Origin of the sequence: Niastella soli (assembly GCF_017742245.1) — a bacterium.
GTDB lineage: Bacteria > Bacteroidota > Bacteroidia > Chitinophagales > Chitinophagaceae > Niastella > Niastella soli.
In genome coordinates this window covers 102,184-128,182 of record NZ_JAGHKO010000011.1, presented here as the reverse complement: position 1 = coordinate 128,182, position 25,999 = coordinate 102,184, and the positions used below count along the sequence as shown (strand labels likewise).

At 43.8% G+C, this 25,999-nt stretch carries 27 protein-coding genes; 11 read left to right on the top strand and 16 right to left on the bottom strand.

The genetic code is table 11. The annotated features are described in order from the left end of the window. Nucleotides 1-225: 225 nt before the first annotated feature. From J7I42_RS26690 to J7I42_RS26675, 4 genes are all read left to right on the top strand, one after another. Nucleotides 226-1,689, top strand: a complete 1,464-nt coding sequence (locus J7I42_RS26690; protein ID WP_209141948.1) for a T9SS type A sorting domain-containing protein — start codon at nucleotides 226-228, stop codon at nucleotides 1,687-1,689. 265 nt (nucleotides 1,690-1,954) lie between these two features. Continuing rightward, complete coding sequence (locus tag J7I42_RS26685; protein ID WP_209141947.1) at nucleotides 1,955-2,656, top strand: beta-galactosidase small subunit-related protein; 702 nt, start codon at nucleotides 1,955-1,957, stop codon at nucleotides 2,654-2,656. Beyond that, a complete protein-coding gene (locus J7I42_RS26680; protein WP_209141946.1) occupies nucleotides 2,653-3,942 on the top strand; it encodes a DUF3472 domain-containing protein in 1,290 nt (429 codons plus the stop codon). Before J7I42_RS26685 ends, J7I42_RS26680 begins: the two co-directional genes overlap by 4 nt. Nucleotides 3,943-4,068: 126 nt before the next feature. Beyond that, nucleotides 4,069-4,356: a hypothetical protein gene (locus J7I42_RS26675; RefSeq protein WP_209141945.1), complete on the top strand. Its 288-nt coding sequence runs from the start codon at nucleotides 4,069-4,071 to the stop codon at nucleotides 4,354-4,356. Nucleotides 4,357-4,453: 97 nt separating this feature from the next. On the opposite strand, the gene J7I42_RS26670 is transcribed toward J7I42_RS26675, so the two are convergent. The 8 genes from J7I42_RS26670 to J7I42_RS26635 all read right to left on the bottom strand — a co-directional run bounded on the left by J7I42_RS26670 (nucleotide 4,454) and on the right by J7I42_RS26635 (nucleotide 12,067). Continuing rightward, a complete protein-coding gene (locus J7I42_RS26670; protein ID WP_209141944.1) occupies nucleotides 4,454-5,056 on the bottom strand; it encodes a YidH family protein in 603 nt (200 codons plus the stop codon). Between the two features lie 23 nt (nucleotides 5,057-5,079). Further along, a complete protein-coding gene (locus tag J7I42_RS26665; RefSeq protein WP_209141943.1) occupies nucleotides 5,080-5,940 on the bottom strand; it encodes a pentapeptide repeat-containing protein in 861 nt (286 codons plus the stop codon). After that, entirely contained in the window at nucleotides 5,894-6,292 is a 399-nt protein-coding gene (locus J7I42_RS26660) for a DUF1622 domain-containing protein (protein ID WP_209141942.1), read from the bottom strand. Before J7I42_RS26660 ends, J7I42_RS26665 begins: the two co-directional genes overlap by 47 nt. 12 nt (nucleotides 6,293-6,304) lie before the next feature. Next, nucleotides 6,305-6,499, bottom strand: coding sequence for a hypothetical protein (locus J7I42_RS26655; protein ID WP_209141941.1), 195 nt, complete (start codon nucleotides 6,497-6,499; stop codon nucleotides 6,305-6,307). Nucleotides 6,500-6,527: 28 nt separating this feature from the next. Continuing rightward, nucleotides 6,528-7,523, bottom strand: a complete 996-nt coding sequence (locus J7I42_RS26650) for a formylglycine-generating enzyme family protein (protein ID WP_209141940.1) — start codon at nucleotides 7,521-7,523, stop codon at nucleotides 6,528-6,530. 16 nt (nucleotides 7,524-7,539) lie between these two features. Continuing rightward, nucleotides 7,540-9,867, bottom strand: coding sequence for an arylsulfatase (locus J7I42_RS26645; RefSeq protein WP_209141939.1), 2,328 nt, complete (start codon nucleotides 9,865-9,867; stop codon nucleotides 7,540-7,542). Nucleotides 9,868-9,915: 48 nt separating this feature from the next. Continuing rightward, the gene (locus tag J7I42_RS26640; RefSeq protein WP_209141938.1) at nucleotides 9,916-11,478 is read right to left on the bottom strand and encodes an arylsulfatase; all 1,563 of its coding nucleotides are present in this window, start codon (nucleotides 11,476-11,478) and stop codon (nucleotides 9,916-9,918) included. A 295-nt stretch (nucleotides 11,479-11,773) separates the two neighbouring features. Further along, a complete protein-coding gene (locus J7I42_RS26635; protein WP_209141937.1) occupies nucleotides 11,774-12,067 on the bottom strand; it encodes a transposase in 294 nt (97 codons plus the stop codon). A gap of 89 nt (nucleotides 12,068-12,156) precedes the next feature. Here J7I42_RS26635 and J7I42_RS26630 point away from each other — a divergent pair, with 89 nt between their 5' ends. After that, entirely contained in the window at nucleotides 12,157-13,218 is a 1,062-nt protein-coding gene (locus J7I42_RS26630; RefSeq protein ID WP_209141936.1) for a DUF481 domain-containing protein, read from the top strand. Nucleotides 13,219-13,258: 40 nt separating this feature from the next. Here J7I42_RS26630 and J7I42_RS26625 read toward each other — a convergent pair whose 3' ends face one another. Continuing rightward, nucleotides 13,259-13,900 carry an RNA polymerase sigma factor gene (locus J7I42_RS26625; protein ID WP_209141935.1) on the bottom strand — a complete coding sequence of 214 codons (642 nt, stop codon included), beginning with the start codon at nucleotides 13,898-13,900 and terminating at the stop codon, nucleotides 13,259-13,261. Between the two features lie 233 nt (nucleotides 13,901-14,133). Between J7I42_RS26625 and J7I42_RS26620 the strand changes: the two genes are divergently transcribed. Next, on the top strand, nucleotides 14,134-14,694 hold the full coding sequence (locus J7I42_RS26620; RefSeq protein ID WP_209141934.1) for a type 1 glutamine amidotransferase domain-containing protein: 561 nt from the start codon (nucleotides 14,134-14,136) through the stop codon (nucleotides 14,692-14,694). Nucleotides 14,695-14,828: 134 nt separating this feature from the next. Further along, nucleotides 14,829-15,605: an acyl-ACP--UDP-N-acetylglucosamine O-acyltransferase gene (gene lpxA, locus J7I42_RS26615; protein ID WP_209141933.1), complete on the top strand. Its 777-nt coding sequence runs from the start codon at nucleotides 14,829-14,831 to the stop codon at nucleotides 15,603-15,605. A 67-nt stretch (nucleotides 15,606-15,672) separates the two neighbouring features. On the opposite strand, the gene hmpA is transcribed toward lpxA, so the two are convergent. From hmpA to J7I42_RS26590, 5 genes are all read right to left on the bottom strand, one after another. Then, nucleotides 15,673-16,884 carry an NO-inducible flavohemoprotein gene (gene hmpA / locus J7I42_RS26610; protein ID WP_209141932.1) on the bottom strand — a complete coding sequence of 404 codons (1,212 nt, stop codon included), beginning with the start codon at nucleotides 16,882-16,884 and terminating at the stop codon, nucleotides 15,673-15,675. Between the two features lie 263 nt (nucleotides 16,885-17,147). Next, on the bottom strand, nucleotides 17,148-18,326 hold the full coding sequence (locus tag J7I42_RS26605) for a DUF3179 domain-containing (seleno)protein (RefSeq protein ID WP_209141931.1): 1,179 nt from the start codon (nucleotides 18,324-18,326) through the stop codon (nucleotides 17,148-17,150). 387 nt (nucleotides 18,327-18,713) lie between these two features. Continuing rightward, nucleotides 18,714-19,289, bottom strand: a complete 576-nt coding sequence (locus tag J7I42_RS26600; protein ID WP_209141930.1) for a Crp/Fnr family transcriptional regulator — start codon at nucleotides 19,287-19,289, stop codon at nucleotides 18,714-18,716. A gap of 563 nt (nucleotides 19,290-19,852) precedes the next feature. Then, nucleotides 19,853-20,620: a carboxypeptidase-like regulatory domain-containing protein gene (locus tag J7I42_RS26595; protein ID WP_209141929.1), complete on the bottom strand. Its 768-nt coding sequence runs from the start codon at nucleotides 20,618-20,620 to the stop codon at nucleotides 19,853-19,855. A 38-nt stretch (nucleotides 20,621-20,658) separates the two neighbouring features. Continuing rightward, nucleotides 20,659-21,309 carry a hypothetical protein gene (locus J7I42_RS26590; protein WP_209141928.1) on the bottom strand — a complete coding sequence of 217 codons (651 nt, stop codon included), beginning with the start codon at nucleotides 21,307-21,309 and terminating at the stop codon, nucleotides 20,659-20,661. Nucleotides 21,310-21,394: 85 nt separating this feature from the next. Here J7I42_RS26590 and J7I42_RS26585 point away from each other — a divergent pair, with 85 nt between their 5' ends. Then, on the top strand, nucleotides 21,395-22,396 hold the full coding sequence (locus J7I42_RS26585; RefSeq protein WP_209141927.1) for an AraC family transcriptional regulator: 1,002 nt from the start codon (nucleotides 21,395-21,397) through the stop codon (nucleotides 22,394-22,396). A 45-nt stretch (nucleotides 22,397-22,441) separates the two neighbouring features. Here the strand turns inward: J7I42_RS26585 and J7I42_RS26580 are convergent, their stop codons facing one another. Both J7I42_RS26580 and J7I42_RS26575 read right to left on the bottom strand, forming a co-directional pair. Then, nucleotides 22,442-22,936: a hypothetical protein gene (locus J7I42_RS26580; protein ID WP_209141926.1), complete on the bottom strand. Its 495-nt coding sequence runs from the start codon at nucleotides 22,934-22,936 to the stop codon at nucleotides 22,442-22,444. Continuing rightward, the gene (locus tag J7I42_RS26575; protein ID WP_209141925.1) at nucleotides 22,917-23,339 is read right to left on the bottom strand and encodes a hypothetical protein; all 423 of its coding nucleotides are present in this window, start codon (nucleotides 23,337-23,339) and stop codon (nucleotides 22,917-22,919) included. The genes J7I42_RS26580 and J7I42_RS26575 overlap by 20 nt, the downstream gene beginning before the upstream one ends. 337 nt (nucleotides 23,340-23,676) lie before the next feature. Here J7I42_RS26575 and J7I42_RS26570 point away from each other — a divergent pair, with 337 nt between their 5' ends. From J7I42_RS26570 to J7I42_RS26560, 3 genes are all read left to right on the top strand, one after another. After that, nucleotides 23,677-24,078, top strand: coding sequence for a hypothetical protein (locus tag J7I42_RS26570; RefSeq protein WP_209141924.1), 402 nt, complete (start codon nucleotides 23,677-23,679; stop codon nucleotides 24,076-24,078). Between the two features lie 36 nt (nucleotides 24,079-24,114). Beyond that, nucleotides 24,115-24,921, top strand: a complete 807-nt coding sequence (locus tag J7I42_RS26565) for a peptidoglycan-binding domain-containing protein (RefSeq protein ID WP_209141923.1) — start codon at nucleotides 24,115-24,117, stop codon at nucleotides 24,919-24,921. Between the two features lie 236 nt (nucleotides 24,922-25,157). After that, nucleotides 25,158-25,952, top strand: coding sequence for a family 16 glycosylhydrolase (locus tag J7I42_RS26560; protein WP_209141922.1), 795 nt, complete (start codon nucleotides 25,158-25,160; stop codon nucleotides 25,950-25,952). Nucleotides 25,953-25,999: the final 47 nt, after the last annotated feature.

Genomic DNA, 25,999 nt, shown 5'->3' with positions numbered 1-25,999 from the left:
CAAAAGATCCCGCCAGGCGGGATTTTTTGTTGACCATTGACACCGGCCATTGCATTACATTATTCAATATATCAAACACACACGGTTATTGGCTAAATTGTCACAGATATCCCCCAAAACAACACGTTTATCAGGTTGATGCTTTTTTCGCAGGTTCTTTTTTAAAGAAGGTGTAAATTTTATAATTGCTCCCTCAAAGCTACGTCATCAATAAACCTTGCTTATATGAAAAGAATCTTATCTACTCTACTCATCAACCTGTTTGTTTCTTTTTCTTTTTCCCAAACCACTAACTCAATGGTCTGGGATGTTGGCACTAATACATTTACGCAAACCACTGCCGGCTGTAACCGTCCAGCCTGCCAGCTTGCCGGTGGTGGCTATTTTGACAATTATCCTAATATCCCATTTATCGCCACACATGGATGTTCAGATATCTGGCATGGAAACATCGATATGATGACCCGCAGGCCAGATGGTTCCTTTGCAAGAGGAAGAGGGTTTGTTATCCAATACCCATTTAAAAAGGGCGTCAGATATGTAATAACCGTTACTGGTAGCTTTGTCGACGATAACCACCAACTCACGGGACCATCCCTACAGGTAGGCTTCACCGATAATCCGGAATTCAACGCAAATGTCTGCACCGATATGGATGTTGCAGAAGTAGACATTTCTACCAGAACATCTCCGTTTGGTACTATGACCCCCACGTCGCAAGTGCTTTCCTTTGATCTAACGGAATGCAAGCAATATGTGTGGTTTTCAACCCAAAGCGCCCCGGGCACCAATGAAGGCTGGGTACACATACACAAAATCCAAATAGATGAAACGCCTTTGCAAACCATTGATGGGCTTATTGGCATGTGCACCGGCGTCAATTCCCAAAACTATAGTATTACCAATTTACCGGCGGGTGCATCCATCTGCTGGACGCTCTCCAACACCACTTATGCCTATCTTTCGGGCGCAACCTGCTCCCCGACTGTAACAGTTAATAAACAACAGGGAAGTAATAGCGGCAATGTTGATCTTATTGCTACCATTACTCCAATCTGTGGCGCACCATACACAATAGTAAAACGGATTGCCGTAGATCCTTATCTGCCACTGGGCAATACCGTTGCTTTTTCAAGTTCAAATAATTATAACGGACCCATATTATCCTCCTTTTCATTCCTTATTCCCGGCGGATCAGGAACTGCAACCTATAATATTACAGACCCCTACTATTCAGGATTCACCTGGACACCAATAGCTGTACCATCTGGCGCATCCTGGTGGTCTTCAGGCGGCAGCGTAAGCATGACTGTTCAGGCGCCAGATGTTGCCTGGAATTCCAATACCTGTACTATCCGCTTAACTGCTCAGGGTCCCTGTGGCACTTACGTGCAGGACTTTAGTACTACTTCAGTAAGAACAGGGTCCTGGTTCAGCCTATCGCCCAACCCGGCAAGCAGCGAAGTAATTGTTACATCAGATCAGTCAACTGCGAAAAGCAGTGAACAGGAATTGATCTATGGCATTAAGATCACCGACCAATATGGCACCATACGCAAGAGCCTTCAATACAAGCAGGGATTGCGTATGGTAAGAATACCGGTTGCTGAGCTGCGGGCTGGGGTATATATGCTTTCTGTATTTAATGGTAAGGAATGGCGGGGTAAGTCTTTAGTGATGCAAAAATAATTCGGCAACCTTAGTAAGAAAGCTGCTTCAAAATTACTTTTGAGCAGCTTTTTTTATTGATCCCCCCATTCACTTATTTCATCATTTATTTCATTGACTTCATCCAACAGCCCTTAAAAAAAGGCTCATATTATAGTTCTTCGCCATCCTTTCAGAGAACGGTAAAACTAGCGCCGGACGGGGATTTCAGAAAAATAGAACAAAAACGTGTTCGTGGTTTTTCAATGTAGTGATCGGCTATTTTTACCGCAAACTCATCCAAATAATGAACAGGAAAGACTTTATAAAAAATACCGGTTTAACGATGGCTGCCATGGCTTTGCCAACCGGCGCTTTATTTACAAATATCTTTTCATTAAATGGTGACAGGAAATTCAACTGGGTACAGGTCCCACATCAACAGTCATTCGATTTCTATAAAAATAAATATAAAGACGACTCCTGGAAAATATTTAAAGTTCCGTCAAACAGGGAATTAAATGGCTACGGCCTTCCCATTTATGTCAATCATCCGTATGAGTTTACCGGGCGTTCCAAAATGAGCGCCCGGCTTAAACCGCCTTTCGAACCAATTGCTATAAAACAAAAAGCAAGCAAAGAATATTTAGTCAATATAAGATACACCCTAAAGAACGCAGAACCATTCCTGGAAGCAGATTATGAAGTAGCTTGTGAAAAATCCAATATCACAACCCGGTCGGTACACGGTCAATGGTCGGCTGGGCCCGGAAGACTGCAGGCAACAGAAACCACTGGTAATTTTACCATTAGCGGAAAAGGTTTCGCCCTGAGCTTTGACAATGTTAAAGGGGTCATTAATAGCTATGTACTTAACGGTATTCAGTTATTGGCTCAGGGTTCGCAACCTGCCATTTGGAGGGCGCCTGCTGATAATGACATCGGCGCTACATTCAAGTTACTGGATCGTACCTATCAGGTAAACCACAAATCAGCAAGAACTACATGAAATATACAGCCCTGTTATTTACCTGTTCCCTGCTTTTCTGCGTTGCAGTTAAGGCAGGGAATGGTATAGATACCGCGATCGTTCTGCCATTGGGTGGAAACACCTGGGCTGTCAACGCGCCCAGCAATGCAAACATGATCACCAATGCCGGCATTGAAAACTGGGTGAGCAAAGAAACACAATTCAACACCTACCTACGCATCAATAAATCCGGTGTGTTAAAGCTTGCGATAAAGGCAAGAACAGACAACGAAAGTAAATTACAGATCGGCATCAACGGAGAGCTTAAAATAGTAATGATAAAAGGTCACAATTTCCAGTTGTATGAAGCAGGCGAATGGAAATTGAAAGACACCGGTTATATAAAAATTACCTTGCAAGGCCTTACCAAATCAGGCGAGCATTTTGCCGATGTTAGTGATTACGCAATCAGCGGCACTGTAATAAATGCAGAAACTGTATATACTAAAAACAACGAAGGCAAGTTCTTTTACTGGGGTCGCAGAGGACCTTCCGTTCATTTAAACTATGCCTTTGCCGACAGTGTAAAAGCACAATGGTTTTACAACGAAGTAACTTTTCCAAAGGGCGAGGATGTAATAGGCACTTACGCCATGGCCTGTGGTTTTGGCCAGGGATATTTTGGGATGCAGGTGAATTCTGAGACCGAACGCAGAATATTGTTCTCGGTATGGAGCCCGTTTACCACCAATGACCCAAAGAATATTCCTGCCGATGAGCGCATTGTGCTGCTGAAAAAAGGGGCAGAAGTAAATGCACAGGATTTTGGCAACGAAGGTTCGGGCGGTCAAAGTTTTATGCCTTATAACTGGAAAGCAGGCACCACCTATAAATTCCTGTTGAAGGGCGAACCTGATGGCCAGAACAATACTATCTATACCGCCTACTTTTTTTCGCCCGAAAAAAATGAGTGGCTTTTGATGGCCTCCTTTAAACGGCCCAAAACCAATACCTACCTGAAACGCTTTCATTCCTTTTTGGAAAACTTCAATCCAAACCAGGGCGATAAAGCACGCAAGGTATTATACGGCAACCAATGGATCTGCGATAACAATGGTAAATGGATAGAGCTGAACAAAGCCAGCTTTACCTACGACAATACCGCCAGAATAGGTTATCGCATGGACTATACCGGTGGTACTGAAAAAGGGCAGTTCTTTTTGAAGAACTGTGGCTTTTTCAATAAGTATACCACCTATAAAACATTATTTGAAAGACCGGCCAAACAAGTAGCGCCGGCGATAGACCTTAATAAATTACCTTAAACGTCCCTCAAGAACCATTTCCTATTAGTTATCATGATGCGGTTGATTACCCGGTCTTTTTGCTTTTCATTGAGTTTTATTGTCTGCCTGTATCCTTCATGTTTCGGACAACAGGAACCTGCCAGTATGGTCAATGTTTTTCTGGGAACGTTAGCCCATCATGATCAACTATCACCTGCTGCCAATACTGAAAGGTCATGTATTCACGTGTACCATTTTCCTGGCAGGGAAGATGGCCTTTTTATAGATCTGTCTCATACCCTTTCAAATGGCTTTTTGACAGAAAAGCACCAGGTAGATGATTCCACTGTTCATGGTTGGGTGGAATCATTCACTACCTGTGTCGCTGGCAAAGACAGGTTGTATTATGTTTTACAATTTGACGGCAAAATGAAACCTACCCGATATTATTAAATGTAAAATCCTGATGAAAAACCGGTCCCTTTAATTAACCTTCGCCTTTCCTTGAAAAATTGGTGTACCTGTAATGGGTGCACCTTTTTGTTTTTATTTATTGTCTGAAAGCAGCAGCAAGAAATAAGATAAGCCCAAACATAAGGATCAAAATACCTAATACCGATGAAAGCGATCGCTGGATCTGCGGATACTCTTCCTTTAATCTTTTATAGGCGATGTGGTGTTGGAACTGGGCAAACAACAAACCGATAAACCCAAACAGGATCATGATCATTCCCACTTTTCTCGGTGACAGCAGCCGCGGATGCTCATCCCCTTTATATACTTCTTCAAAAAACTTATAGATAGTAAACCCAAATGAGATCAATGAGATAGCGGTCCTTATCCACGACATGAGCGTGCGCTCATAAGAGAGGGCGGTCCTTTCAAAAGACAGATCAGTTCTTCTATCTGATAACTCCGTACGATGTTCTGAGAGCTCAGTACGGTGTTCAGATAACCCGGTACGGTGTTCCGACATCCTGGTGCGGTGCTCGGACATATGTGTCCTGTCCTTTGACAACTCACTGGAGATGGCTTCTCCGCCCAATGATTCATCTTCTGCTATCTTTTCCTCGATCTTCTTTTGGACATCAGTGACCTTGTCATCTTCCAGATCACCCGTTTTAGGATTGTCTTTATGCTTATCGTCTTCCATTGTTATATTTTAAAAATGGTCGATCATGCCAATATCTTTTCATTTGAGATACAATTTATTTTTTTTGAATTGCCCCAGTGTACCGCCGACGTATCTACTTCTGAGAAATCGGAATTGTGAAGATGGGAACGCGAGAAATCGGCATCCGTGAGACGGGAATTTCGAAAAGAAGTGCCATACTTTCTGGTAATGATCGCAGCGATCCTTCTTAAGGAATCAAAACCGGGCGCACCCTTCAATGCTTTTTTGCTGATGATGGCACAACTGAGCGCCATGATCACCGTGCCGATGCCGCCACCCACGCTCCTCCCAAAGAAAGCACCTGACATAGCCACTATTAAAAACAGGATATTCGATAGGGCGCCCGCAGTTGCCCGGGCAATGGTGCCCACCACAAACATCACGGCCACCAGCACCAATGACAAGATCAAATAAAGCATGCCCATGCCTGTACCAAGGCCTGAAACTTTTGCAATTATTCCAATTATAAAAGCTGTAATTATAGCGGGAATGATCAATTGACTAACGGCACGACCTACACCCCGCCAATAAGAGATCAAAATAAAAAGAATGGTAATTGCTATAGAAATGATGCCCGCCATTCTTACATTGGTCACTTTTGAATCGAGCATTTCCTGAACTGTTTGCCCCGCCAACATAGCAACATAACCGGAAAAGGCAGATACAACGAGCGTTGTCAGAAATATCAGCACTATATTAATAGGCGTGATCCCTGTTTTTACATGGGTAAAATCGGCGCCATCCAGATTTGAGCCACTGAAATCGGCGCCACGCAGATCACTTTCCGCAAAACGAGCATGCGCGAGGTCCTCATTTTTAAACGACGCTCCTTTCAGGTTTTTGTGTGAGAAGTCCTTTTCCATATTCTGTTTCCTCTTTAAGTTCTTTACTCAGGAAATAATTCAGGAACGTTCGTATCACCGCAATGGCGCCCAGTTCAATAAGATGAGAAGTAGTAGGTGAAACAATAGTACCAACAATATCGGCGGCCAGTTGAATTTCCAGCGCTACCACCAACCAACCGCCAAATACTTTTCTAAAATAAGAATGCATGGGATGCATACCGGGCCGGCGTTGCCGTTCCTGTATGCTTCGAATTAAAGAAATGACAACCCCAACGACAATAAACACCAATGAAAGGGCATTCAACACTACTTCTGTTAATTCGCCCCATGCATCTAAAGCCCCTGTCATATTTTCAATCAATTCACGCATGTTACACGTTCTCTATATCTGGCAGCTTCCTGGTTTTATATTAAACAACGCTTCTTCTGGTCCATAAAAACGAAATTCAAAATTTACTGCCGGCATGCCCCAGATCACCGCTTCCACCGCACGGCTAAAGATCAAATGTTCCTGTATATTGGCAGGTTTAAAACTAGCATCCTTTTTTGTTTTTGTTGTACTGGCTACCTTTCCCATTGTTGCTTATTTTTGTTTTCATATTACTTTATTCCTGTTCGGGTTTTCGCACTATACACCTGAACCCGATATGGCTCATCCCGGTATCGATCATCTGCGGCTGGCGTGCCGCGGGGCGATACCGCAAACAATAGTTGGGCGCACAAAGGTGCGATCCACCTTTTACTACTTTCCGGGGAATTTTTATTGTAGGCTGACAGGGATCATAACTCGCTTCAGCCGACACTACCCTTGGATTTACATGCGTAGTACAACAGGTTTTTACTTTATTAGCCGTTTCATCCAAATTCGCCACATACCAGTCGCTTGTCCACTCCCATACATTACCAGCCATATCATATAAACCATATCCATTTGGTACAAACGAACCCACGGGCGAAGTGCCTTCATATTTATCTATCAATAAATTCTGATGCGGGAATTCACCCTGCCAGGTATTGGCCATTGGTTTGGTCAATTGCGTGTCTTCATTGCCCCAGGTATAATTCATCCCTTCCAGTCCGCCCCGGGCTGCATATTCCCATTCCGCTTCTGTTGGCAATTCCTTTCCTGCCCAGGTTGCATACGCTTCTGCATCTTCATACGCCACATGCACTACCGGGTGTTTTTCCATGCCCCTGATATCGGTCTTTGGTCCTTTGGGATGCTTCCAGCTTGTGCCGGGCACCCATGCCCACCAGTTGAAATAATCACTCAGGTTGACCGCAGTTTTTGCTTTCTTGAAAACCAGTGCGCCCGGCACCAGCATTTCGGGTTTGGCGCCAGGGTAATCTTCTGCTTTCAGCGGTCTTTCCGCCACCGTTATATAACCGGTTTCGTCAACGAATTTTTTATATTCCTCATTGGTAACAGTATATTTATCCAGCCAAAAACCATCAACTGTTACGGCATGAACTGGCTTTTCTTCCGGGTAGAAGTTATTGGAGCCCATCATAAATTTTCCACCCGGAATAAAAACCATTTTGGAGCGATCTTCAATGGTTGTTTCTTTACGAACTGTCTTTGATTGCGTTTGCGTTTCCATTTTTTTCGTTTTAACGTTAGTCCCTTGATAGCGCAGCCGCTGCTTCCTTTTCCAGGTCCAGATAAACTTCCCCGCTTACATCGATCCCCACACCCAGTATGGTGCCGCCGGTAAATCTTGCCGGGTTCTTATATTCCTGGCTTACATTATCCCCACTATCGAACCCTACACAAAGCCCATCACCCGATAAAGTGAATTTGCCAGCCTGGGTTTTCATGGGCCCTTCGGCCACCACCTTTCCATCCACAAACAGCCTGGTTGTTCCCAGTGACTCGCCATGTTCTCCGGCCTTCTCCCGCATAAACTCCATTCCCAATGTATGTTTACCGGCATTAACCACCTTTGACACGAACTTTTGCTCCATGATGCCCAGGAAATTGTATACGTAATACAACATGCGGTCTTTGATAAAAAGCGTATGACCGCCAAAGCGGGAACCATGGGCGAAAATGACCCCAGCTACCTCATGGCTTAATTCCACATCAGCTATTATTTTGTAAGAGCGGCCGCGAATATTTACTGCCACTCCTTCCGGGACGGGCTCTGTATTGGGATAATAAACATAGCGTGTTCTGGCTGGTTCTGACTTCGGCCGCTCTACGCCCAGGATCTCCATGGCGGTACGATCATCTAATGGCAGTACGAAATTCTTATCTGCTTCTTCGAACCAGGCGTCGATCAGGGCTTTTAGCTTATCGGGATATTTATCAGCCAGGTTGGTTGATTCTGAATAATCTTCATCTACATGGTACAACTCCCATTGGTCTTTATCAAAATGTCCTTTGCTACTGAGAGGTGCATGTATGGCCGCAGCTTTCCAGCCATCGATCCACATGCCCCTGGTGCCCAGCATGGAATAATACTGGCGCATTTTGTTGGTGGGTGCACTCGCATTATCAAAGCTGTATTTCATGGAAACACCATTCAACGGGTATTGCTCTGCGCCCCGGTATACCTTTGGCATTTCAAGCCCTACTATTTCCAATATCGTGGGCACAATATCCACTGAATGATGATACTGCGTACGCACTTCCCCTTTGGCTTTAATACCATCGGGCCAGTGAATGACCAATGGACAGCAGGTGCCGCCGGCATATTCCGAATACCGCTTGAACATCTTGAATGGTGTACTAAAGGCAACTGCCCAACCTGTTGGATAGTGATTGTACGTATCTGGCCCGCCCAGCGTTTCCAGGTATTTCATATTTTCAGTCAGCTCATCAGGATAGTTATTAAAGAACTTGTTCTCATTCACGGAGCCGTTTGGCGAACCTTCACCGGAAGCACCATTATCGGAACAATAAAAGATAACGGTGTTATTCAATTGATTTGTCTTTTCCAGATAGTCCACTATCCGTCCCACCTGCTCATCGGTGTATTCAGAAAAACCTGCATACACTTCGGCCATCCGGGAAAACAATTTTTTCTCCTCGGCATTCAGGGTATTCCACGGCCGTACGGCATCAGTAGGATTTGCCATATCGCCCTCCATGGGATTGATGGGCGTAAGTTTGGTATTCTTCGGCACAATACCTTTAGCGATCATTCTTTCCAATGCCCATTCCCGGTAGGCTTCATATCCGTCATCAAATTTGCCTTTGTATTTATCCGCATATTCCTGTGGGCAGTGATGCGGGGCATGATTGGCTCCGGGGCAGAACCACATAAACCAGGGTTTGGAAGGATTCCCCGATTTCTGATCACGGATCATTTTGAGGGCCTGATCAGCGAGGTCTTTTGATAAATGGTACCCTTCTTCCGGACTGTATGGCTGCTCAATGAAATGATTATCTTCCGACAGGTCGGGATACCAGTTATTGGTTTCAGCGCCAACAAAACCATAGAAGCGGTCGAAGCCTTTTGACAGCGGCCATTCGGAGCGACTGGCGCCACTGGAAATATCTTCTTCAGGTACATTATGGTTTTTTCCCAGCCAGAATGTACTAAAGCCGTTATCCTGAAGCACCTGGCCAATAGTAGCGCACTCGGCCGGCAATCTGCCTGCCCAGCCCGGAAATCCCTGAGAACCTTCTGTTATACAGGAGCAACGGTTCACATGATGATTACGGCCGGTAAGGAAGGTAGAACGCGTTGGCGAGCATAAGGCCGTTGTATGCCATTGAGAATACCGCAGCCCGTTATCGGCCAGCCGTTGTAAAGTGGGCATGTTGATCCGTCCTCCAAACGGCGACCAGGCCGCAAGGCCTGTGTCGTCGTACAGTACGATCAGAATATTAGGTGCTCCTTTGGGGGCCTGTTTTAATTCGAATGGCGTCCAATCGGGTTTTGAGTCACGAACATCGAGCTTTATAACGCCCTTAAATTGTTCATTCGCGGTGGCCATGATCTGTATTATTTTATTAATTATTAATTCAGCTTCCTGTGCAGTTATTTATGTAGTCGCAGGTTTGGCCTTTGATTTTATAGGTGGTTCCAAAACTGCATCTGTGGGCATTAATTTATCCATGACCTGGTTAATACTAAAACTGGCCGCTTTCGCCCGGGGTGGAAACTCATCAAAGGTTTTGAGGAACTCCGCCACGATCGCCTGTGCCGGTACCAGCATGAAAGCATGGTCAGCCATCCATTTATTATAAAACACATTAGCATCTTCAGTTGCTCTTTCGAAAGGATCAGCTCGCAGGTTATACAAATTAGGTGCACGCATTGAGACCATAGGTTCTCTCCACACATCCAATCCATGGGCTCGTTGTTGTATGAATTCTATTTTCCAGTTGCCAACACGTAAAGCCATCAGGTCGCCATCATCGCTCCAGTATAAAAAGCCTTTGCGGGGCGATTCTTTTTCCTTGCCGCTTAATAATGGCAACAGGTTAAACCCATCCAGATGAACCCTGAAGTTTTTGCCATTTATAGTAGCCCCTTTCTTTACCTTTTCTACCAGGTCAGGTTCGCCTGCGGCTGCAGCAAAAGTGGGGATCATATCCTGCAGGGAACAGATCTCGTTTATTACCCGGCCGGGTTCAACAACCCCAGGCCAGCGCATTACAAAGGGCACCCGCCAACCGCCTTCAAAATTGGTATCTTTCTCGCCGCGGAATGGTGTAGTGCCACCATCGGGCCACGACATAACTTCAGCGCCATTATCGGTGGTGAACACCACAATCGTATTATCGGTTACTTTAAGATCATCCAATTGCTTAAGTAGTTCTCCCACATAGCCATCCAGTTCTACCATCCCATCCGGATATACCCCCAAACCGGTCTTACCCTCAGAAGATGGTTTAAGATGCGTCCAGATGTGCATCCGCGTTGTATTGAAGTAACAGAACCAGGGTTTGTCCTCTTTCGTCTTACGATCTATGAAATCCTTTGCTGCGGCCAGAAACTCTTCATCCACCGTTTCCATCCGTTTTTTATTCAGCGGGCCTGTATTCTCTATGGTTTGCCTGCCAACTTTACCAAATTGGGGATCAACGGTAGTGTCATCTTTTTCGGTTGCTTTACACTTCAACACACCCCGCGGACCAAATTTTTTACGGAATTCGGGATCTTTTGGATAGTCAGGATTTTCAGGCTCTTCTTCAGCATTCAGGTGATACAGGTTTCCAAAAAACTCATCAAAACCATGCACAGTAGGCAGGTGTTCATTACGGTCGCCCAGGTGGTTCTTACCAAACTGCCCCGTGGCATAGCCTAAATTTTTCATGAAGTCGCCAACAGAGGGATCCTTTTCATTCAGGCCAAGCGTAGCGCCCGGCAACCCTACTTTTGTCAGGCCCGTTCTTATTGGTGACTGCCCGGTAATAAATGCGGCGCGACCTGCAGTACAACTTTGCTGCCCGTAAAAATCTGTAAACAGCGCACCTTCCCTGGCAATACGATCCAGGTTAGGTGTTCTATAACCCATGACCCCCAGGTTATAACAGCTTAAATTAAACCAGCCTATATCATCAGACATGATGAAGAGTATGTTTGGTTTTTTGTCTGCCATTTGTTTTGATTTATAAAGTTTCGAAATATTGTTATCCCCTTTTAACAGCCATGGATCCTGGCGCGCTTTACCCGGCCCGGTAAGGCAGCATTAACTGTCTGGTGCGTACACCCATTACCGCTATTATCGTTTTTTGGCCAGGATTTATGTTCGCTTGCTTTTTGGGCTGGACCGCAGGAGATAGCGCTTCTTTTTATAGTATTGATCGCATCCCTCCTTCCTGCAGCAAAAACAAATACAGCAATTAGAAGCAGTAGGACTATAGCTATACAATTACGTCTTTCCATACATTCAGTTACCGTTTTGAATTCATTCGCTTTAATTCCTCCTCTTTTTTATTAAGCTCCAGGGCCAGGTTGGCAATTATTTTTTTAAGCCGGATGTTTTCTTCATTTAAATGTTTCAGCTCCGACCTGGTTTTACTGTATGATTGGTTGGAGGGTTCTTCTTTTATAAGCTGTTGTTTCCACCGGGCAAATACACTGTAAGAAAGGCTGTGTTCACGCAAGACTGCAGTAATGCCTTTCTTCATTGCCTGGTCCAGTATGGCAATCTTTTGCTCTTCGGTGAATCGTCTGCGGCTAGTCATGGCGAACAAAAAATTTATACCATCCACAATGGTATTCCTGTATATATAGGACACCCCCGCAACGGCTATTCCGCCAACAGTTTAAAAAAATGGCGAGCCAAACCCGTCGCCAGTGTCTATGGTATATGCGTCACCTGTATACTTTTATAACTTTACTGGTATTTATAATTTTGGGCAATGGTGTTTTTGCCCAGATCAAAGACACCATCATTTTATACAATGGGCAGGTACTGATAGGTGAAGTAAAAGGCGCCCAATACGGAGAGATCACCATAGATGATGTGGACCTTAAATTCATCCATGTAAAACAATACAAAATAAGGTTCCTTACCACCTACAGAAGTTTCAGAATTGAAACAAATGACAAAAAGCTCCTGTTAGGGATGATAAAACCATCAAACAAAGATGGACAAGTAAATATCCTGCTCGATTCCAGTACCGTATTTAATGCTGAGATCATCAGCCTTAACACCATCACACCCTTCGGACAGAATTTCTTTCAGCAATTGAACGGATCTTTCTCCACCGGTTTCACGTATACCAAATCAAGTGATATTGGCCAGTTAAATCTAAGTGCCAACATATTCTATTTTACCAGGTATTTCGATTACCAGTTGGCAGTTTCTATGAACGGCACCCTGGATTCTTCCAAATACTCAAGAGACCGGGAAGAGGCCTCCTTTTTCACCGCCTATAACTTCAGCCCAACCTGGTTTGCCGCCGTTAATTTGGCTTACCAGCGAAACCTGGAATTAGATATTGCCCGCCGGTATCAACAAATGGTAGGTGGAGGTAATAAGCTGATGGTGCGCAAATATTCACAGCTATATGCCATAACGGGTCTTGTTTTTAACCAGGAAAAAAGCACCTCAGACGAATTCAGTGGGCTATTGCTTGAAGTGCCCATCTTGCTGAAGTTTAACTTTTTTAAACGTTCCCATCCCGACATCCAGATCAGTTCTACGCAAACCGTTTTCTTTGGCCTTACACAAAAAGGCCGCATCCGGTATTCAGGCAATACCAGTTTTTCGTGGCAACTGATCAGGGACTTCTATCTAACAGTGAATCCCTATACAAATTTCGACAACCAGTCATCTGAGAACAGTGACTTCGATTTCGGGGTCTCTGTAAGCGTATCCTACAAATTTTAAAATAGAGATACCTATCTTTCAACTATCTTATCCAGCTTTCTTATACTGTCATTTCATGCATCACCAACCGGTCCCGCAGCATATACATAGCCTTCCTTAATTGTTTTTCAACCGTATTAACCGGGCGGTTCAGGGCTTCTGAGATCTTCTTTACAGTAAAATTATTTTTGTCGTGTAATAAGTATACCACCCTGTATTTTTCGGGCATCTCGCACAGGGTATCATTTATCTTCTTTTGCACATCCATGAAATTGATAGCCTGTTCAACATTATTATGCGACGACATAATTCTTTTACCGGCCAGGGTTATATGCTTTTTATACAGGGCCCGGTTACGCAAATAATTATAGATCCTGTTTCGGATGGCGACAAAGAGATAAGAGGAAAGCGAAGAATTGATCTTTAACCGTGCCCCCGAAGTATGCAACTGTACAAACAATTCCTGCACAATTTCCTGGCATACATATCCATCTTTTACATACCTGAAAGCAAAATGCAACAACCGGTTCCAGTATTTTTTATATAACAGATCAAACGCAAGACTGTCGTTTTGCCTGATGAGTTTAATGAGGTCCTCCTCGTGCAATACGGATGGCTGGAAACTTTTTTTCAACATAGCGGATTGGTTTAAAATGTCAGCAATGGCATTTACAACCAGTATGGGTGAAGAAAGTAATCTCATAGAAATGTGATTACCATAACAAAGATATCTGACTGACCTTTCAAAATGGGATTGCCGACATTGGTATTGGACAAGTCTTAGAAATGTTGGCAAACGAATTGCGCGTTGAATTTCAATGGTGTAACCGTGGATTAATCGTAGATTAAAATCAGCAATTACCACCTATTCATCTTTCTTTTCGAGGTATAGTTTTTATGCCTTCTCACTTATTTACATTTTAAAAACCTTATATTATGGCTACACAAAAATTAAAAGGAAAGCGAGTAGCAATAATCACAGACAATGGATTTGAAGAAGTAGAGTTAACAAGCCCGTTACAGGCATTAAAGGAAGCGGGCGTCAATGCCCAGATCATTTCTCCTGAGCAGGACAAAGTAAAAGCATGGGACCACGATCACTGGTCAAAAGAATTGCCGGTTGATGTGCAAATAGATTCCGCCCATCCCGAAGATTATGATGCGCTGGTAGTGCCCGGTGGCGTAATGAATCCCGATCATGCAAGGACCAATGAAAAATGTATAGCCTTTGTAAAACATTTTCTGGAGGCAGGCAAACCAGTTGCCGCCATCTGCCATGGCCCGCAATTGCTGATTGAAACAGGGATGTTGAAAGGCCGTACTATGACATCGTACCCTTCTATTAAAACTGATCTGAAGAATGCAGGCGTAAATTGGGTTGATAAAGAAGTGGTGGTAGACAATGGCCTTGTTACCAGCCGCAGCCCAAAAGACCTCGAAGCATTCAACAGAAAAATGCTGGAAGAGATCGCAGAGGGCATACATGAGCATGCGTGAGTGTAGATCAATTAAATGCCAGGTTGTGCTAACGCGCTACCTGGCATAATCTTTTTGCACCAGGCACCCAAATCAGCACTGTGGCTTTATAAAAAAAATTAAGGTATCTTAGTTTTCTAACAAAGCCCGGGTTCATGATACACCCATATACATATATTAAGGATGGCGCCAAGGTAGCACAAAATGTAAAAATAGATCCTTACTCCACTATTTATGAGAATGTTGAAATTGGCGGTGGTACCTGGATAGGCAGCAGTGTGACCATTATGCCTGGTGTTAAAATAGGCGCTAACTGCCGGATCTTTCCCGGAGTTGTCATTGCATCTTTCCCACATGAAGAACAGGGGACGGCTGAGAACACCTATGTGGAGATAGGAAACAATACGATAATCAGGGAATACGTAACTATTGATCGGGCGCACCAAAGCCCTGTCAAAACGACCATCGGAAATAATTGCATGATAAATGCCTACAGTTGCATTGGTGCGGGTTGTACCATCGGCAATAATGCGGTGATCATAAACTGTACTCAGTTAAATGAGTCGGTAACCATTGATGATTGGGGCTGGGTAGCAGGCATGTGTCATGTAGATGACCATGTGCACATAGGCAGGCATTCATTTGTTGCAGGCGGCAGCACAGTAGATAAGGATGTGCCGCCGTTTGTAAAAGCAGCGCATACTCCCCTAAGGTATGCCGGCATAAACAGTACCGGTTTAAAACGGCGGGGATTTCCACTTACCTCCATTAATCATATTCTTGATATATACAGGAACATTTTCAATAGCGGCCTGTCTCTCAATGAAGCATTACTAAGAATTGAAGAGTCTCTACCCATCAGTGAAGAAAGGGATGAGATAATGTCTTTTATTCAAACCAGTCGAAAAGGTATTATTGGCCGAAATGGATAAGATCAACCAGGTTAAACCGTGCCACGGTTTCGAACCGTGGCACGGATATGTCCTTCGTGTTCTAGTTCTAGTTCAAGGCCAATACCTGAGGGCCAAATTCTTCGAAATAAATATGTTGTTTATTCACGCCTGCGGCCACCAGGTCATTGAATTGTTTTTGAATAAATGGGGTTGGCCCGCAGATGAAATAATGTGCATCAGCAACAAGGTCAAGATCAGGCACTTTATTTATATCCAGGTAGCCTTCCAAAATACCCGCCTCTTTCTCCTGACTGGTAAGCTGGTTATAAAATACATGCTGTTTTACCTGTGGGTTTTCTGTAACGATGGACGTGATATGGTCTTTAAAGGCATGTACGCTTTCATTACGGCAGCCATGCAGCCAGGTAATAGGAAATGCATGATTCTTCTCTATCAGGCTGTGCAGCATGCTCATAAGCGGCGTTAAGCCTACTCCCCCGCTGATCAATACAACCGGGGCGTCGACTTCTCCCGTCAGGGTAAAATTGCCTGCAGGGGCGGTAAGATCAACCTGGTCAATTTCTTTTATACTATCATGCAGGTGGTTGCTGATCAACCCATCGGTATTCAGCGTTGCCCCCTTTTCTTTCTTTACAGATATGCGATAGTAATCAGCATTGGGTGCACTGGAGATGCTGTACTGCCGGGCCTGTTTCAGTTGTAACTGCGGTAAAAAAACCCGCAAGCTGATGAACTGACCTGGCAGGTGCTCTGCAACCTTACCCCCATCGGCAGGATACAAATAAAAGGAGGTGATCTCTGCAGATTCAACCACTTTCTTCTTCACCAGGAACGGCCGCCAGCCAGTCCAGCCATACGTACGCTCCGTTTGTTGTGTATAGATACCGGCTTCATGACCGATCATTATTTGCGCCAACTGGTTATAGGCTGCTGTCCAGGCGTCAATGATGGCAGGCGTAGCTGCCTCTCCTAACACTTCCTGGATGGAAGCCAACAGATGTTTGCCTACAATACTGTAATGTTCAGGACGAATATCCAGGCTGGTATGTTTATGGCCAATTCTGTCAATTACAGGCATCAGCACACCTGGATTAGCGATATTTTCAGCATATGCAAGAACAGCCAGTGCCAATGCCGTTTGTTGCCGGTCGTTTTTCTGGTTGCCCATATTGAACATGTTCTTCAGCTCAGGATTGTGCAAAAACATGCGATTGTAGAAGTGTTTTGTCAGTAATACCCCGTTTTCTCTCAATACTGGCACGGTAGCCAGAATGATAGCTTTCTGCTCACTTGTCATATGTAATAGATTATACCTTTTTGTCTTTTTGATTGAGAGATCGGGGCCCTGATCTTTGAAGACACAAAATTAGGCATTGACAATAAAAGATAAAAATATCTTTTACTATTTTTACAAAAAAGGTGTTAATACTCATATAGAATGACGCAAGCGTCCGCTTGTGCCATTGTAGGATTAGGTGGGTCGTCCGCCAGCTGGCGAACTGCTCACCTTGATATCATAAAAGGTGAGTCACTCTGGAAGAGTGACCCACCTGGTCAACTTTACCTAAGCGTTTTCGGATGAAACGTTCGCCATGAATGCCAGAATTCCTGGTAGGCCGGCACTGGTTGTAACTGCACGCCAGCCAGCGCCCCACTAATACATTGACCACTCATATTCCAGGTTGATCCTGTGTTGAGATCATGGAAGGCTACTCTTGTAGTATCCTGGATGAATTGCAGGTCATTACCCTTTACCTGCCGGTTCCAGACGTGAAATGATGCGCTGTCTTTTTCAAGCACCAGTACCATGGGCAAACCAGGCAATGAATCCTGTATCAGGCCGGCGCTTACCAGGTGGTTCCAGTCATACGCCTTTGACACTTTATTGTGCGTAACACCAATTACCCATGACTTGAACTGCCAGGACCCGCTATCCCTTTTTTCCAGCCCGCTTTTAATAGTTCCATTATCAAAATCAGCCAGGTCTGCATATTGTTTTGAAAAAACAGTATCAGGTTGCAGCACCATTGATCCGGGGTATTGCCGCAACCAGGCCGCCAGGGTTGCCTGTGTAGATGGCAGTTCCTGTAAAGAGGCCCCTTTCAGCGGACCTGCCACTGCTATGCCTGTAGCTTGTTGCCACCAGCTTTTGGTTGACTGATCCTCAAACATGGCATTAAAATGGTCCATACCTACCAATCGGAATGTTTCATTCTTTCCATTTACAACCGGACTAAATACCCTTCCTGTTCTGCATACTGTGCAATAAGTAACCATCACAGGCATATTGCCAACGGTATCGCGCACCTGGTGGTGATACCCTATTAACTGAACCGGATAGGCTTTTGCTTCGCCATTGACCACTAGTCCTATGACCAGTTTATTGTTGGAGATCTCATTGGTTTGCGCAGTAGCAAAACGGCTATGAACAGACTGATAAAACATTTTATCAGCTTTAAAACGAAAGTTAAAAAAATAAAAGACCACCGCATACAGCAATAATCCTGTTGCTAACAGGACTTTCTTCCAAATTCTTGTATTCCTGAAAAAAAGGATAACAGGATAAATAAGCGTCAGCAAAGTGATGGTCCTGACCCACCAGATATTATTATCAAGCCAATAGGCAAACCCGATGGAATTGTTATGCTGGCTACCCGGGAATGGCATAATGAAATAAATATGTAGTATTTCAACCGTTAGAAGCAGTAACAGACCCGTTACTATTATAATTGTTCTCATGTGTTAATTGGTATTGATAGTGAATATCCGAAAAAAGCACCAAAGCGACCAAATCATTAAAGTAATTTTGGGGCACCCTTTTTCATTCCAGTCAGCTTCATTCCAGATATACTGATACAAGCCATTTCCCTATTAAAACCCGCACCGAACCCGCACCAAACCCGCACTGAACCCCCATATACAGTGTGGGCATGGTGATGTAAGCAAAGGAAATTGATGGGGTCAGGATAGGGTTTTCCATGCACCTCACAGGGACCTGACAAGGACCTCACAAGGACCTCACAAGGACCTAACAAGGATAAAGTCCCTGTGAGGTCCGGGCAAGCTCCCTGCCACGCCCAAGCCCTTCCCTGGCCAGTTATTTTTGATACATCCTCTATTTTATATTTACGAAAGATGCTTTTTTCTGATCTCACTCAAATATTCAGGCGTAAAACCAAGAAAGGAAGCAAGCAGGTATTGCGGAACACGCTGTAAGAATTCCGGGAAATGCTGTTTGAAGTGGCGGTATAGATCTTCTTTGGAAAACTCGGACAATAATCTGAACCTGAATTGAGAGGCAGCAAAAGCCCGTTGAAAAACCAGGTGAAAATAGGCATTCAGTTCAGGCATAAGGTCCAGCAATTTCCGCTGCCTGTCGGCTGAAATACATAGCACTTCGGTCTTTTCTACAGCCCGAATGGAAAATTGAGCGACCGAACCGTTTTGAAAGGCCATAAAATCGGAGATCCACCAGTTCTCCAGCGCAAAATCGGTGGTTTGTTCTATTCCATTTTGCTTCAGGTAGGATAAATGCACACAGCCGCTTACGATAAAAAACTTCTCATAACACCGGTCGCCTTCACTCAGCAGGACCTCTTTTTTCCGGTAAGTCCTTTGCTCAAAGAAAGACTCCAGTAACCTTATTTTTTCTGCGTCAAGGGAAATAAACTTCTTTATATGGGCGACAAGATGTTCGGTCACAGGGCTATACATTAGTTGCTTAAAAAGGCAATTTACTAAAAATGGTTCTGTTCCGGATCCGGATTCCGGGGTCCTGGGCGCCCTGAGCGGAGAAGGAGCCATTTCAGCGACGATCGACCGCTAAAGCGTTATAGAAAACCTTAGCATCGCCGTTCCGTAAATCTGGCCCAATCTTCCAATTTAGCCAATTTATGAGCCCCCTAAATCGATTCAAATCAACAACACTGTACTACCAATAGTTCAGCAGTTACAGCAACCGTATTGAATACTGGTGGAATCGGCATCTGATTATGGGGGAATGCACTGGGTATTGCCTACAATGGTCTAAGTATTGTCTGGGACTTACCTTGAAAGAACTGGAAAAATACGGCATCCCCCATTTTGCAGAAGAATATCTGGGCAGACATGCTGATAAACTACCGGGGAAAGATGGGCGCATTTATACCGAAATGCTTCCGTTTTTCTATACATACCTTGAATAGATAAAGGCAATGGGCAATAGTCAGTAGTAAAAACGGCAAAGATCAATATCAACTCTATCAACTTTACTCCCGGTCAACTTGCTACTCCGTTACAAAGAACTCAATATTGTACTCCGTTTCACCCAAATAACCGGCTTTACCAAAAACCACGGTCTTGCTTTCTTCATTGTTATCATCAATATGGCGGTTATTGAGTAATAATTTTTTACCGGCATAGATTGCTTTGATGAGGTATTTTCCAATGGGTACATCTTTCACCATATAGGTCCCGGCCACATCTTCTACAGCCCTTTCAAATGGCGCAGCAGGGGTACCATCAATAAAACTGGTCTCACCGGGAAAAGGAGTGAATGATAACCTTATTTTGGTCATATCCACATCTGCCCCAAACTGGTACAGATCAACATGGGCACCATAGAAACCGGTGCCCCCGGGCCGTTGGCCGCTTAGTTTCCATTTAAAGTTTCGAACAGCGCCCCCTGCTTTATTGAATGCATCGGTTTTATCTGGCTCCAGGTCAAACTTATAGGTTTGTCCGTAAGCTGTTTTAGTAAGCTGGGCCTTGGCCGTCCAGTCACCAGCAGGATCATCAGGTATCGACACCTGGTATTTTCCTTCATTGTCACTGGTAGCAAAAAGATAGCTATTATACCATACGGTATGCTCTACAGTTATGCGAACGTCTTTCACCGGCTGATTTTTGGCATCGGTAACTATACCACTCACTGTACCATTTTTCGTTCCGGGCGTTTGAGCGGAGACTTCTTTGTCATTATCGTCTTTGCTACAGGCTGCTACAACAGCGCTGTATAAGAATGGCATCAGCACACTCCACATTGTATGTTTCATTTGTAATAATTTTTGAACTTTTATTTCACCCGACGATTTCAGGCAACTTTTGAGAGCAATGTTTTCTTTTCATGAATAGCATCAGCCTCATGATCTTCGGGCATGATGAGCTGTTTTTTAAAAATAGATCTGAAGCCATAAGACACTACGAACGCCGCAGGAATACTGATGGTTAGCCAGATGGCCAGGTCCTTCAAAATACCCTGCCAATGCTGATAGAAAAGAAAAAAAGCGGCCAGGCCCATTACAATACCGGTAACAGCTGCGAGAAAATAGACCAGGATGCATTGCCACACCCATTTTGTTGGAAATTTTACCAGCGGTTTTAACTGGACGGCATTGATGATCCCAATTGACAGGAACATAAATAAAATATCGAAGGGAATGTAGAGGGTATAATAACCCAGCCAGAACATCCAGGGGGTACAAATCAAAAACGGCCAGATGCCGGCCAGGGGTTTCCTTTCCCCTATCTGTTGAAATGTTTTGTTCTGCATTCTTACCAATAAGAAAACAAAAACATACAAAGAAACTGTATGCATAATAAACTGCGGGGTTGTCAACAGCTTATCGTGTTCGCCGGTAATACCGTGCGCAATAAACGTATGCAAAAAGCCCAACGCACCTGAATAAACGGCCAGGTTACCAGTTACCCATTTTTTTAAAAATACGTATTTACTTGATTCCATATATTTTGATTTAACAATACAAAGCACCTACTTTTTGCAGGCTGAAAAAGGGGTATTTTCTGCTTAAAATGATATAATTTACGTCATGGCTTGTCAGGGAACGCTCATCCGCAGTATATTTCAAACGGCTACTTCATTTGGGGCCGCTTTCGATACGCTTTGCCAGGTGACGGGTATCAGCCCCGAAGAAATTAATGACTCCGAAAAAATGGTTGAATGGGAGAAAGCAGCGCTTATTTGGGTACCTCTTTTAAAGCTGTCGGGCGATCCATTGATTGGCCTGCATGTGGGCATGGAGTTAAACAACCTGATCCAGGGAATGGTTGGTTTTCTGATCCAAAGCAGTAAAGACATTAACCAGGGTCTTCAGATATTGTGCCGTTATGGCCATTTGGGATCGCCCATGGTTGAATATACGTATGTCGCCAATGAGGTAGTTGTTTTGGAAATAACGCAGAACAAGTTGTGGCTGATGAAACATCCGGAACCAGCCCGGCATGCCAATGATTTTTTGATCGCAGCCATCGTAAATACATTACATACCCTGACGGGTAAACACATTGTTCCGTTACGGATTGAACTGACTTTCGACATGCGGGAAGTTTCAGAATACCGGAAATTTTTCGGCTGCGAGGTGCTTTTCAATAAAGATGTCAACCGCATTGTTTTAAGCAAAGAAGACGCATCAACCCCTTTACTTACCCACGATCAATCCATGTTCCAGCTCTTCAACTCTCTTGTGACTGAGAAGCAGGCGCTGCTGGAAACCAACAGTGCAGCCGAAAATCTAAAACAGGTATTACTTACACAATTCAAGGGGAGGATCCCTACAATTGATGAAGCCGCTATGGCATTAAATATGACACCCCGCAATTTGCAACGCAAACTGCTGCAGGAACAAACCACCTTCCGCGACATTGCCGGAGAAATAAGGAAAGAAATTGCCTTCCAGCTTATGCAAAACCCGGCCATAAAAATATCCGAGGTTTCCGACATCTTAGGTTATTCAGACCTTACTTCATTTAGAAAAGCCTTTAAAACCTGGACGAATTCAACGCCGAGGGCAATCAGGAAGCGTCAGGTGTAATAGGTTATTTACTATTAGCCTGACTACACGCCAGGAGTTCCCTATTTAAAAGTCGTCTAGCGTCAATGCGACTTGTAACCCTTGTTCTTTGGCAATATCAAGCGCTGAAAAAAGCTCACTTAATGTGGAAATATCAAATAGCACTTCGGTAAAAGTATCGTCATCCAATGTTTTGTCAAGACGGATCTTCTTAATGTAAAAACGCTTTATCTTGTCCACTATGGTTTGAAGTTTCGCAGGTGAGTCATATTCAGGTTCAAAATTCTCATACCCTTCAGAAACACTCATACTTTTTTCACCATAAGTACATTTAATGGCTTGCATTTCATCCGCCGTAAGGATCTCGCTTAACTTTTGTAATGTTCTATAGTTCTCTGTTTTATTAAAGAGCATTAAAGCCAATCCATCACAAGGGTCAGAGGAGGAATAAACCAATTTAATGTCATTATCCTGGTTAACTCCACTATCCCTAAACAAATATGAACTCCCATTCTTGTTTTTTAAATTATGTAGAGAATCATTAATCCTTAAACGGTTCATCAGAATCCCGGTATTTTCCAAGCAGCGCTTTTGTTGTTAGAACCAGGCCCAGAAAAGTAAAAGCGATGGCACCACCCAAAACAGTTATGGGTCTTATTCTACCACCATAAGTAAAGACATAGTAAAAATAATAACCCAAAGAAAGACCCAGCATCAGACAAAAAATGCCATACAGGTAACCGCCCCGGTTTTCCTTTTTAAACTCCCCGCCATTGGCTGCAAACAGCTCATTCAGCAAACCGTTGGCATCAGTCAAATTCATGCCCCTGTAATCAGCACTCAGGTTCTCCAGAATATGGTCTCTTTTAGCCCCGTGTTTAACTGATTCTATCGCATATTCAATATTGTCTATCCTCACTCCCCTTTCCTGGTACTTCTCAATGATGGATTCAAATTTTTTCACAGATAATGTTTTCTTATTGAGTGTGTAAGAAACAATAAAAAAATGAATGATGCAAATGGAGCGAATAGGGGAAGTGGAAAGAAGAAAAACGGGTGTTTTTCACCTTTTTAATTCTTTCATATTGTTATAACTTTTCAGCCTAAAATCATTGACAAACAACTAACAGATCATTCATACCAAAAAGGTAATAGCTAAAATGATTTTTAGCGTTCGAATACAGTCCTGCCGATAATAACTATGTAATCTAATTGACCACAAGATCTCAACTTTCATTTGCCGGAAAACAGGAAAGGGCCTTAAAACTGTTTTAACCGAATTACACAAACCCGCACTCGAAATGTTGTTTCCTGATTTAAAGACAGAAAAAATCAGCGAAGTCTCCACGGTAAAAACAACCAGGGTATCGCCTGTAATTGGGGCTAAAACACAAACAAGGGCATCGTATTTAGCTAACTCGCTAATGGGAAAAATGGGATCGGCAGCGGTAAGTGCTCCAATAGAAAAACAAGCCGCTCAGGTTAAAAAAACAGAAAGGTATGTAAAAGCAAAATATTATGGCATGGCAATTAAGACGCCCAATAATTCTTCACCCGGAAAAGTAGCCGCACAGCCGGCTCCACCAGCCAACCCGGAATTGGTAACTGAAACTTTTGCATTGGACGGCGTGTGGATACTGGCTTATGTGTGCAAAAGAGTTCCCCTGGCCCCTAATCCTGCTCCAGACCTGCACTGGCCCTAACATTGGATCATTTAACCCCTCATAAAAATTTCTTACATGAAAAAAAGTCAATACGAAAAAGAGATCATCATTTCAAAAACGTGCCAGAAAGGAAGTAAGGGAAACGATGTAAAAAAGATCCAGGAATGGCTGAACATACATGCCATACAGGCTGGCGGCCCGAATAGCGCTACTTCTATTGATAGTGATTTCGGCCCTGCAACGGAGCTGGCAGTAAAAAATTTTCAGCTGGCCAACCAACAGGATCAAACCGGCATAGTGGACGATGAAGGATTCAGGAGGTTATGCATGCCGATGATAGACGCCTATAAAACCACGGTCTTCGGTTCAGGCTTCAGGGACCTGGTAATTAAAGTAGCAAATAATCATTATGAAAGAAAACCTATGGAATTGCAGATGAACGGCACCCAGAATCTTGGGCCCTGGGTTAGAAGTTATTGCCAGGGCAATGAAGGTAATGACTGGTTGTGGTGCATGGGGTTTGTACAAACCATTTTTGACCAGGCAGCGTCTGGCATGGGAAAAGATTTTACCACCCTTATGCCCCTAACGTATAGTTGTGATGTGGTTGCGATGTATGGAAAACAACAGGCTAACCTGATCTCCTATAACCAGGTACGCAATGATCCCTCGCAGGTAAAACCTGGTGATATATTCCTGGTGCAAAAAACGATCAACGATTGGATCCACACCGGCATTATCGTAAACGTGAGCGGTGATTGTTTTGAAACCCTTGAAGGAAATACCAATACCGACGGATCGAGCAACGGGATCGGTGTATTTAAAAGGACCCGCAACTTTTTAAGGTCAAAGTTGGACGTATTTTCGATTGAGGGATTTTAAGCGGGGATTTATAGCAGGTGTTAAAACGTTGACCCAACCTATTTCAGAATAGCCCTTGTTGTTAGCCATTGAGAACTGCAAAGGGATGACGGCCATTGTGCGAGAATCAGCATTTGCCCCCTTAATTTACGAAAATGTACCCCCTCTATCAATTGATATTAGTTGAGATTTGTCTTGCCTTTTAAATTTTAAGATCTATAGGGAAGCTACAAATTAACTAACGTCAAAATGCCATTATGAAAAAATCAAATCTAATCGTTATTGTTTTTCTTGCTGTTATGACAGGGGTATCCTGTAGGAAAGCAACTGCAGACAACTCAGCACCGGAGCAACAAACGGCAACAACTGAATTAAGCTGGGTAACCATGCTTCCCACCACGTCATTTAGCGCTTACAGTACCTATTGGAACAACTTTTATCCATGGGGTATAGATCATAATGGATCGGCCCGGATGAGAACCCAAAATATTGCCACCTCAGGCGGGGTCCTGACAATGACCGCCTACCCTGGTACTGTTAGTGATAAGCCAGCCATTCACTATTTCTCTGGCACTTGTTATGCCAAACAACAGGTAACCGTTAGTGCGTCATGGCCTAAATGGCGGGTTTCTGGTGAGTTCCAATGCCCATCTGTAAAAGGTACCTGGCCCGCATTCTGGTTAAACGGTGCTAATCAATGGCCTCCGGAAAGTGATATTATGGAGTTTAAAGGAAGCACCACCAACTGGACAAACACCTACAAAAATGAAAACGGTCAGTGGTCAAGTGTTGGCACTGTGATCTCGGGCCCGGCCAACTGGCATACTTACACGGCTTATTTAACAAGGATTGGCACTACCAGTAACGTGAGTATCGAATACTGGATAGATGGTACGAAAGTATCAACACAAACAGGTCAAAATTTCGTTAACGAACCGCTTAACTTAATTATTGACCTTCAGATGGAAGGTTCATCAGGTACACCTGGCCCAACTGGAAACACGGTTATGAAAGCCAGAAATGTAACCATTCAAAGAAGCGCTACCTTATAAAGAGCATTATCAAATACCAGCTTCCCAGTCTTAAAGTTTACAATAAA

Bases quoted from the DNA above. Each gene is read 5' to 3' on its own strand.
- J7I42_RS26620 (WP_209141934.1), top strand. From the start codon at position 14,134: ATGGCTACACAAAAATTAAAAGGAAAGCGAGTAGCAATAATCACAGAC.
- J7I42_RS26685 (WP_209141947.1), top strand. From the start codon at position 1,955: ATGAACAGGAAAGACTTTATAAAAAATACCGGTTTAACGATGGCTGCC.
- J7I42_RS26560 (WP_209141922.1), top strand. From the start codon at position 25,158: ATGAAAAAATCAAATCTAATCGTTATTGTTTTTCTTGCTGTTATGACA.
- J7I42_RS26625 (WP_209141935.1), bottom strand. From the start codon at position 13,900: ATGAGATTACTTTCTTCACCCATACTGGTTGTAAATGCCATTGCTGAC.
- J7I42_RS26580 (WP_209141926.1), bottom strand. From the start codon at position 22,936: ATGAACCGTTTAAGGATTAATGATTCTCTACATAATTTAAAAAACAAG.
- J7I42_RS26585 (WP_209141927.1), top strand. From the start codon at position 21,395: ATGGCTTGTCAGGGAACGCTCATCCGCAGTATATTTCAAACGGCTACT.
- J7I42_RS26640 (WP_209141938.1), bottom strand. From the start codon at position 11,478: ATGGCAGACAAAAAACCAAACATACTCTTCATCATGTCTGATGATATA.
- hmpA (WP_209141932.1), bottom strand. From the start codon at position 16,884: ATGACAAGTGAGCAGAAAGCTATCATTCTGGCTACCGTGCCAGTATTG.
- lpxA (WP_209141933.1), top strand. From the start codon at position 14,829: ATGATACACCCATATACATATATTAAGGATGGCGCCAAGGTAGCACAA.
- J7I42_RS26605 (WP_209141931.1), bottom strand. From the start codon at position 18,326: ATGAGAACAATTATAATAGTAACGGGTCTGTTACTGCTTCTAACGGTT.
- J7I42_RS26660 (WP_209141942.1), bottom strand. From the start codon at position 6,292: ATGCGTGAATTGATTGAAAATATGACAGGGGCTTTAGATGCATGGGGC.
- J7I42_RS26570 (WP_209141924.1), top strand. From the start codon at position 23,677: ATGTTGTTTCCTGATTTAAAGACAGAAAAAATCAGCGAAGTCTCCACG.
- J7I42_RS26630 (WP_209141936.1), top strand. From the start codon at position 12,157: ATGGCGAGCCAAACCCGTCGCCAGTGTCTATGGTATATGCGTCACCTG.
- J7I42_RS26595 (WP_209141929.1), bottom strand. From the start codon at position 20,620: ATGAAACATACAATGTGGAGTGTGCTGATGCCATTCTTATACAGCGCT.
- J7I42_RS26680 (WP_209141946.1), top strand. From the start codon at position 2,653: ATGAAATATACAGCCCTGTTATTTACCTGTTCCCTGCTTTTCTGCGTT.
- J7I42_RS26565 (WP_209141923.1), top strand. From the start codon at position 24,115: ATGAAAAAAAGTCAATACGAAAAAGAGATCATCATTTCAAAAACGTGC.
- J7I42_RS26650 (WP_209141940.1), bottom strand. From the start codon at position 7,523: ATGGAAACGCAAACGCAATCAAAGACAGTTCGTAAAGAAACAACCATT.
- J7I42_RS26655 (WP_209141941.1), bottom strand. From the start codon at position 6,499: ATGGGAAAGGTAGCCAGTACAACAAAAACAAAAAAGGATGCTAGTTTT.
- J7I42_RS26670 (WP_209141944.1), bottom strand. From the start codon at position 5,056: ATGGAAGACGATAAGCATAAAGACAATCCTAAAACGGGTGATCTGGAA.
- J7I42_RS26635 (WP_209141937.1), bottom strand. From the start codon at position 12,067: ATGACTAGCCGCAGACGATTCACCGAAGAGCAAAAGATTGCCATACTG.
- J7I42_RS26590 (WP_209141928.1), bottom strand. From the start codon at position 21,309: ATGGAATCAAGTAAATACGTATTTTTAAAAAAATGGGTAACTGGTAAC.
- J7I42_RS26690 (WP_209141948.1), top strand. From the start codon at position 226: ATGAAAAGAATCTTATCTACTCTACTCATCAACCTGTTTGTTTCTTTT.
- J7I42_RS26665 (WP_209141943.1), bottom strand. From the start codon at position 5,940: ATGGAAAAGGACTTCTCACACAAAAACCTGAAAGGAGCGTCGTTTAAA.
- J7I42_RS26675 (WP_209141945.1), top strand. From the start codon at position 4,069: ATGGTCAATGTTTTTCTGGGAACGTTAGCCCATCATGATCAACTATCA.
- J7I42_RS26645 (WP_209141939.1), bottom strand. From the start codon at position 9,867: ATGGCCACCGCGAATGAACAATTTAAGGGCGTTATAAAGCTCGATGTT.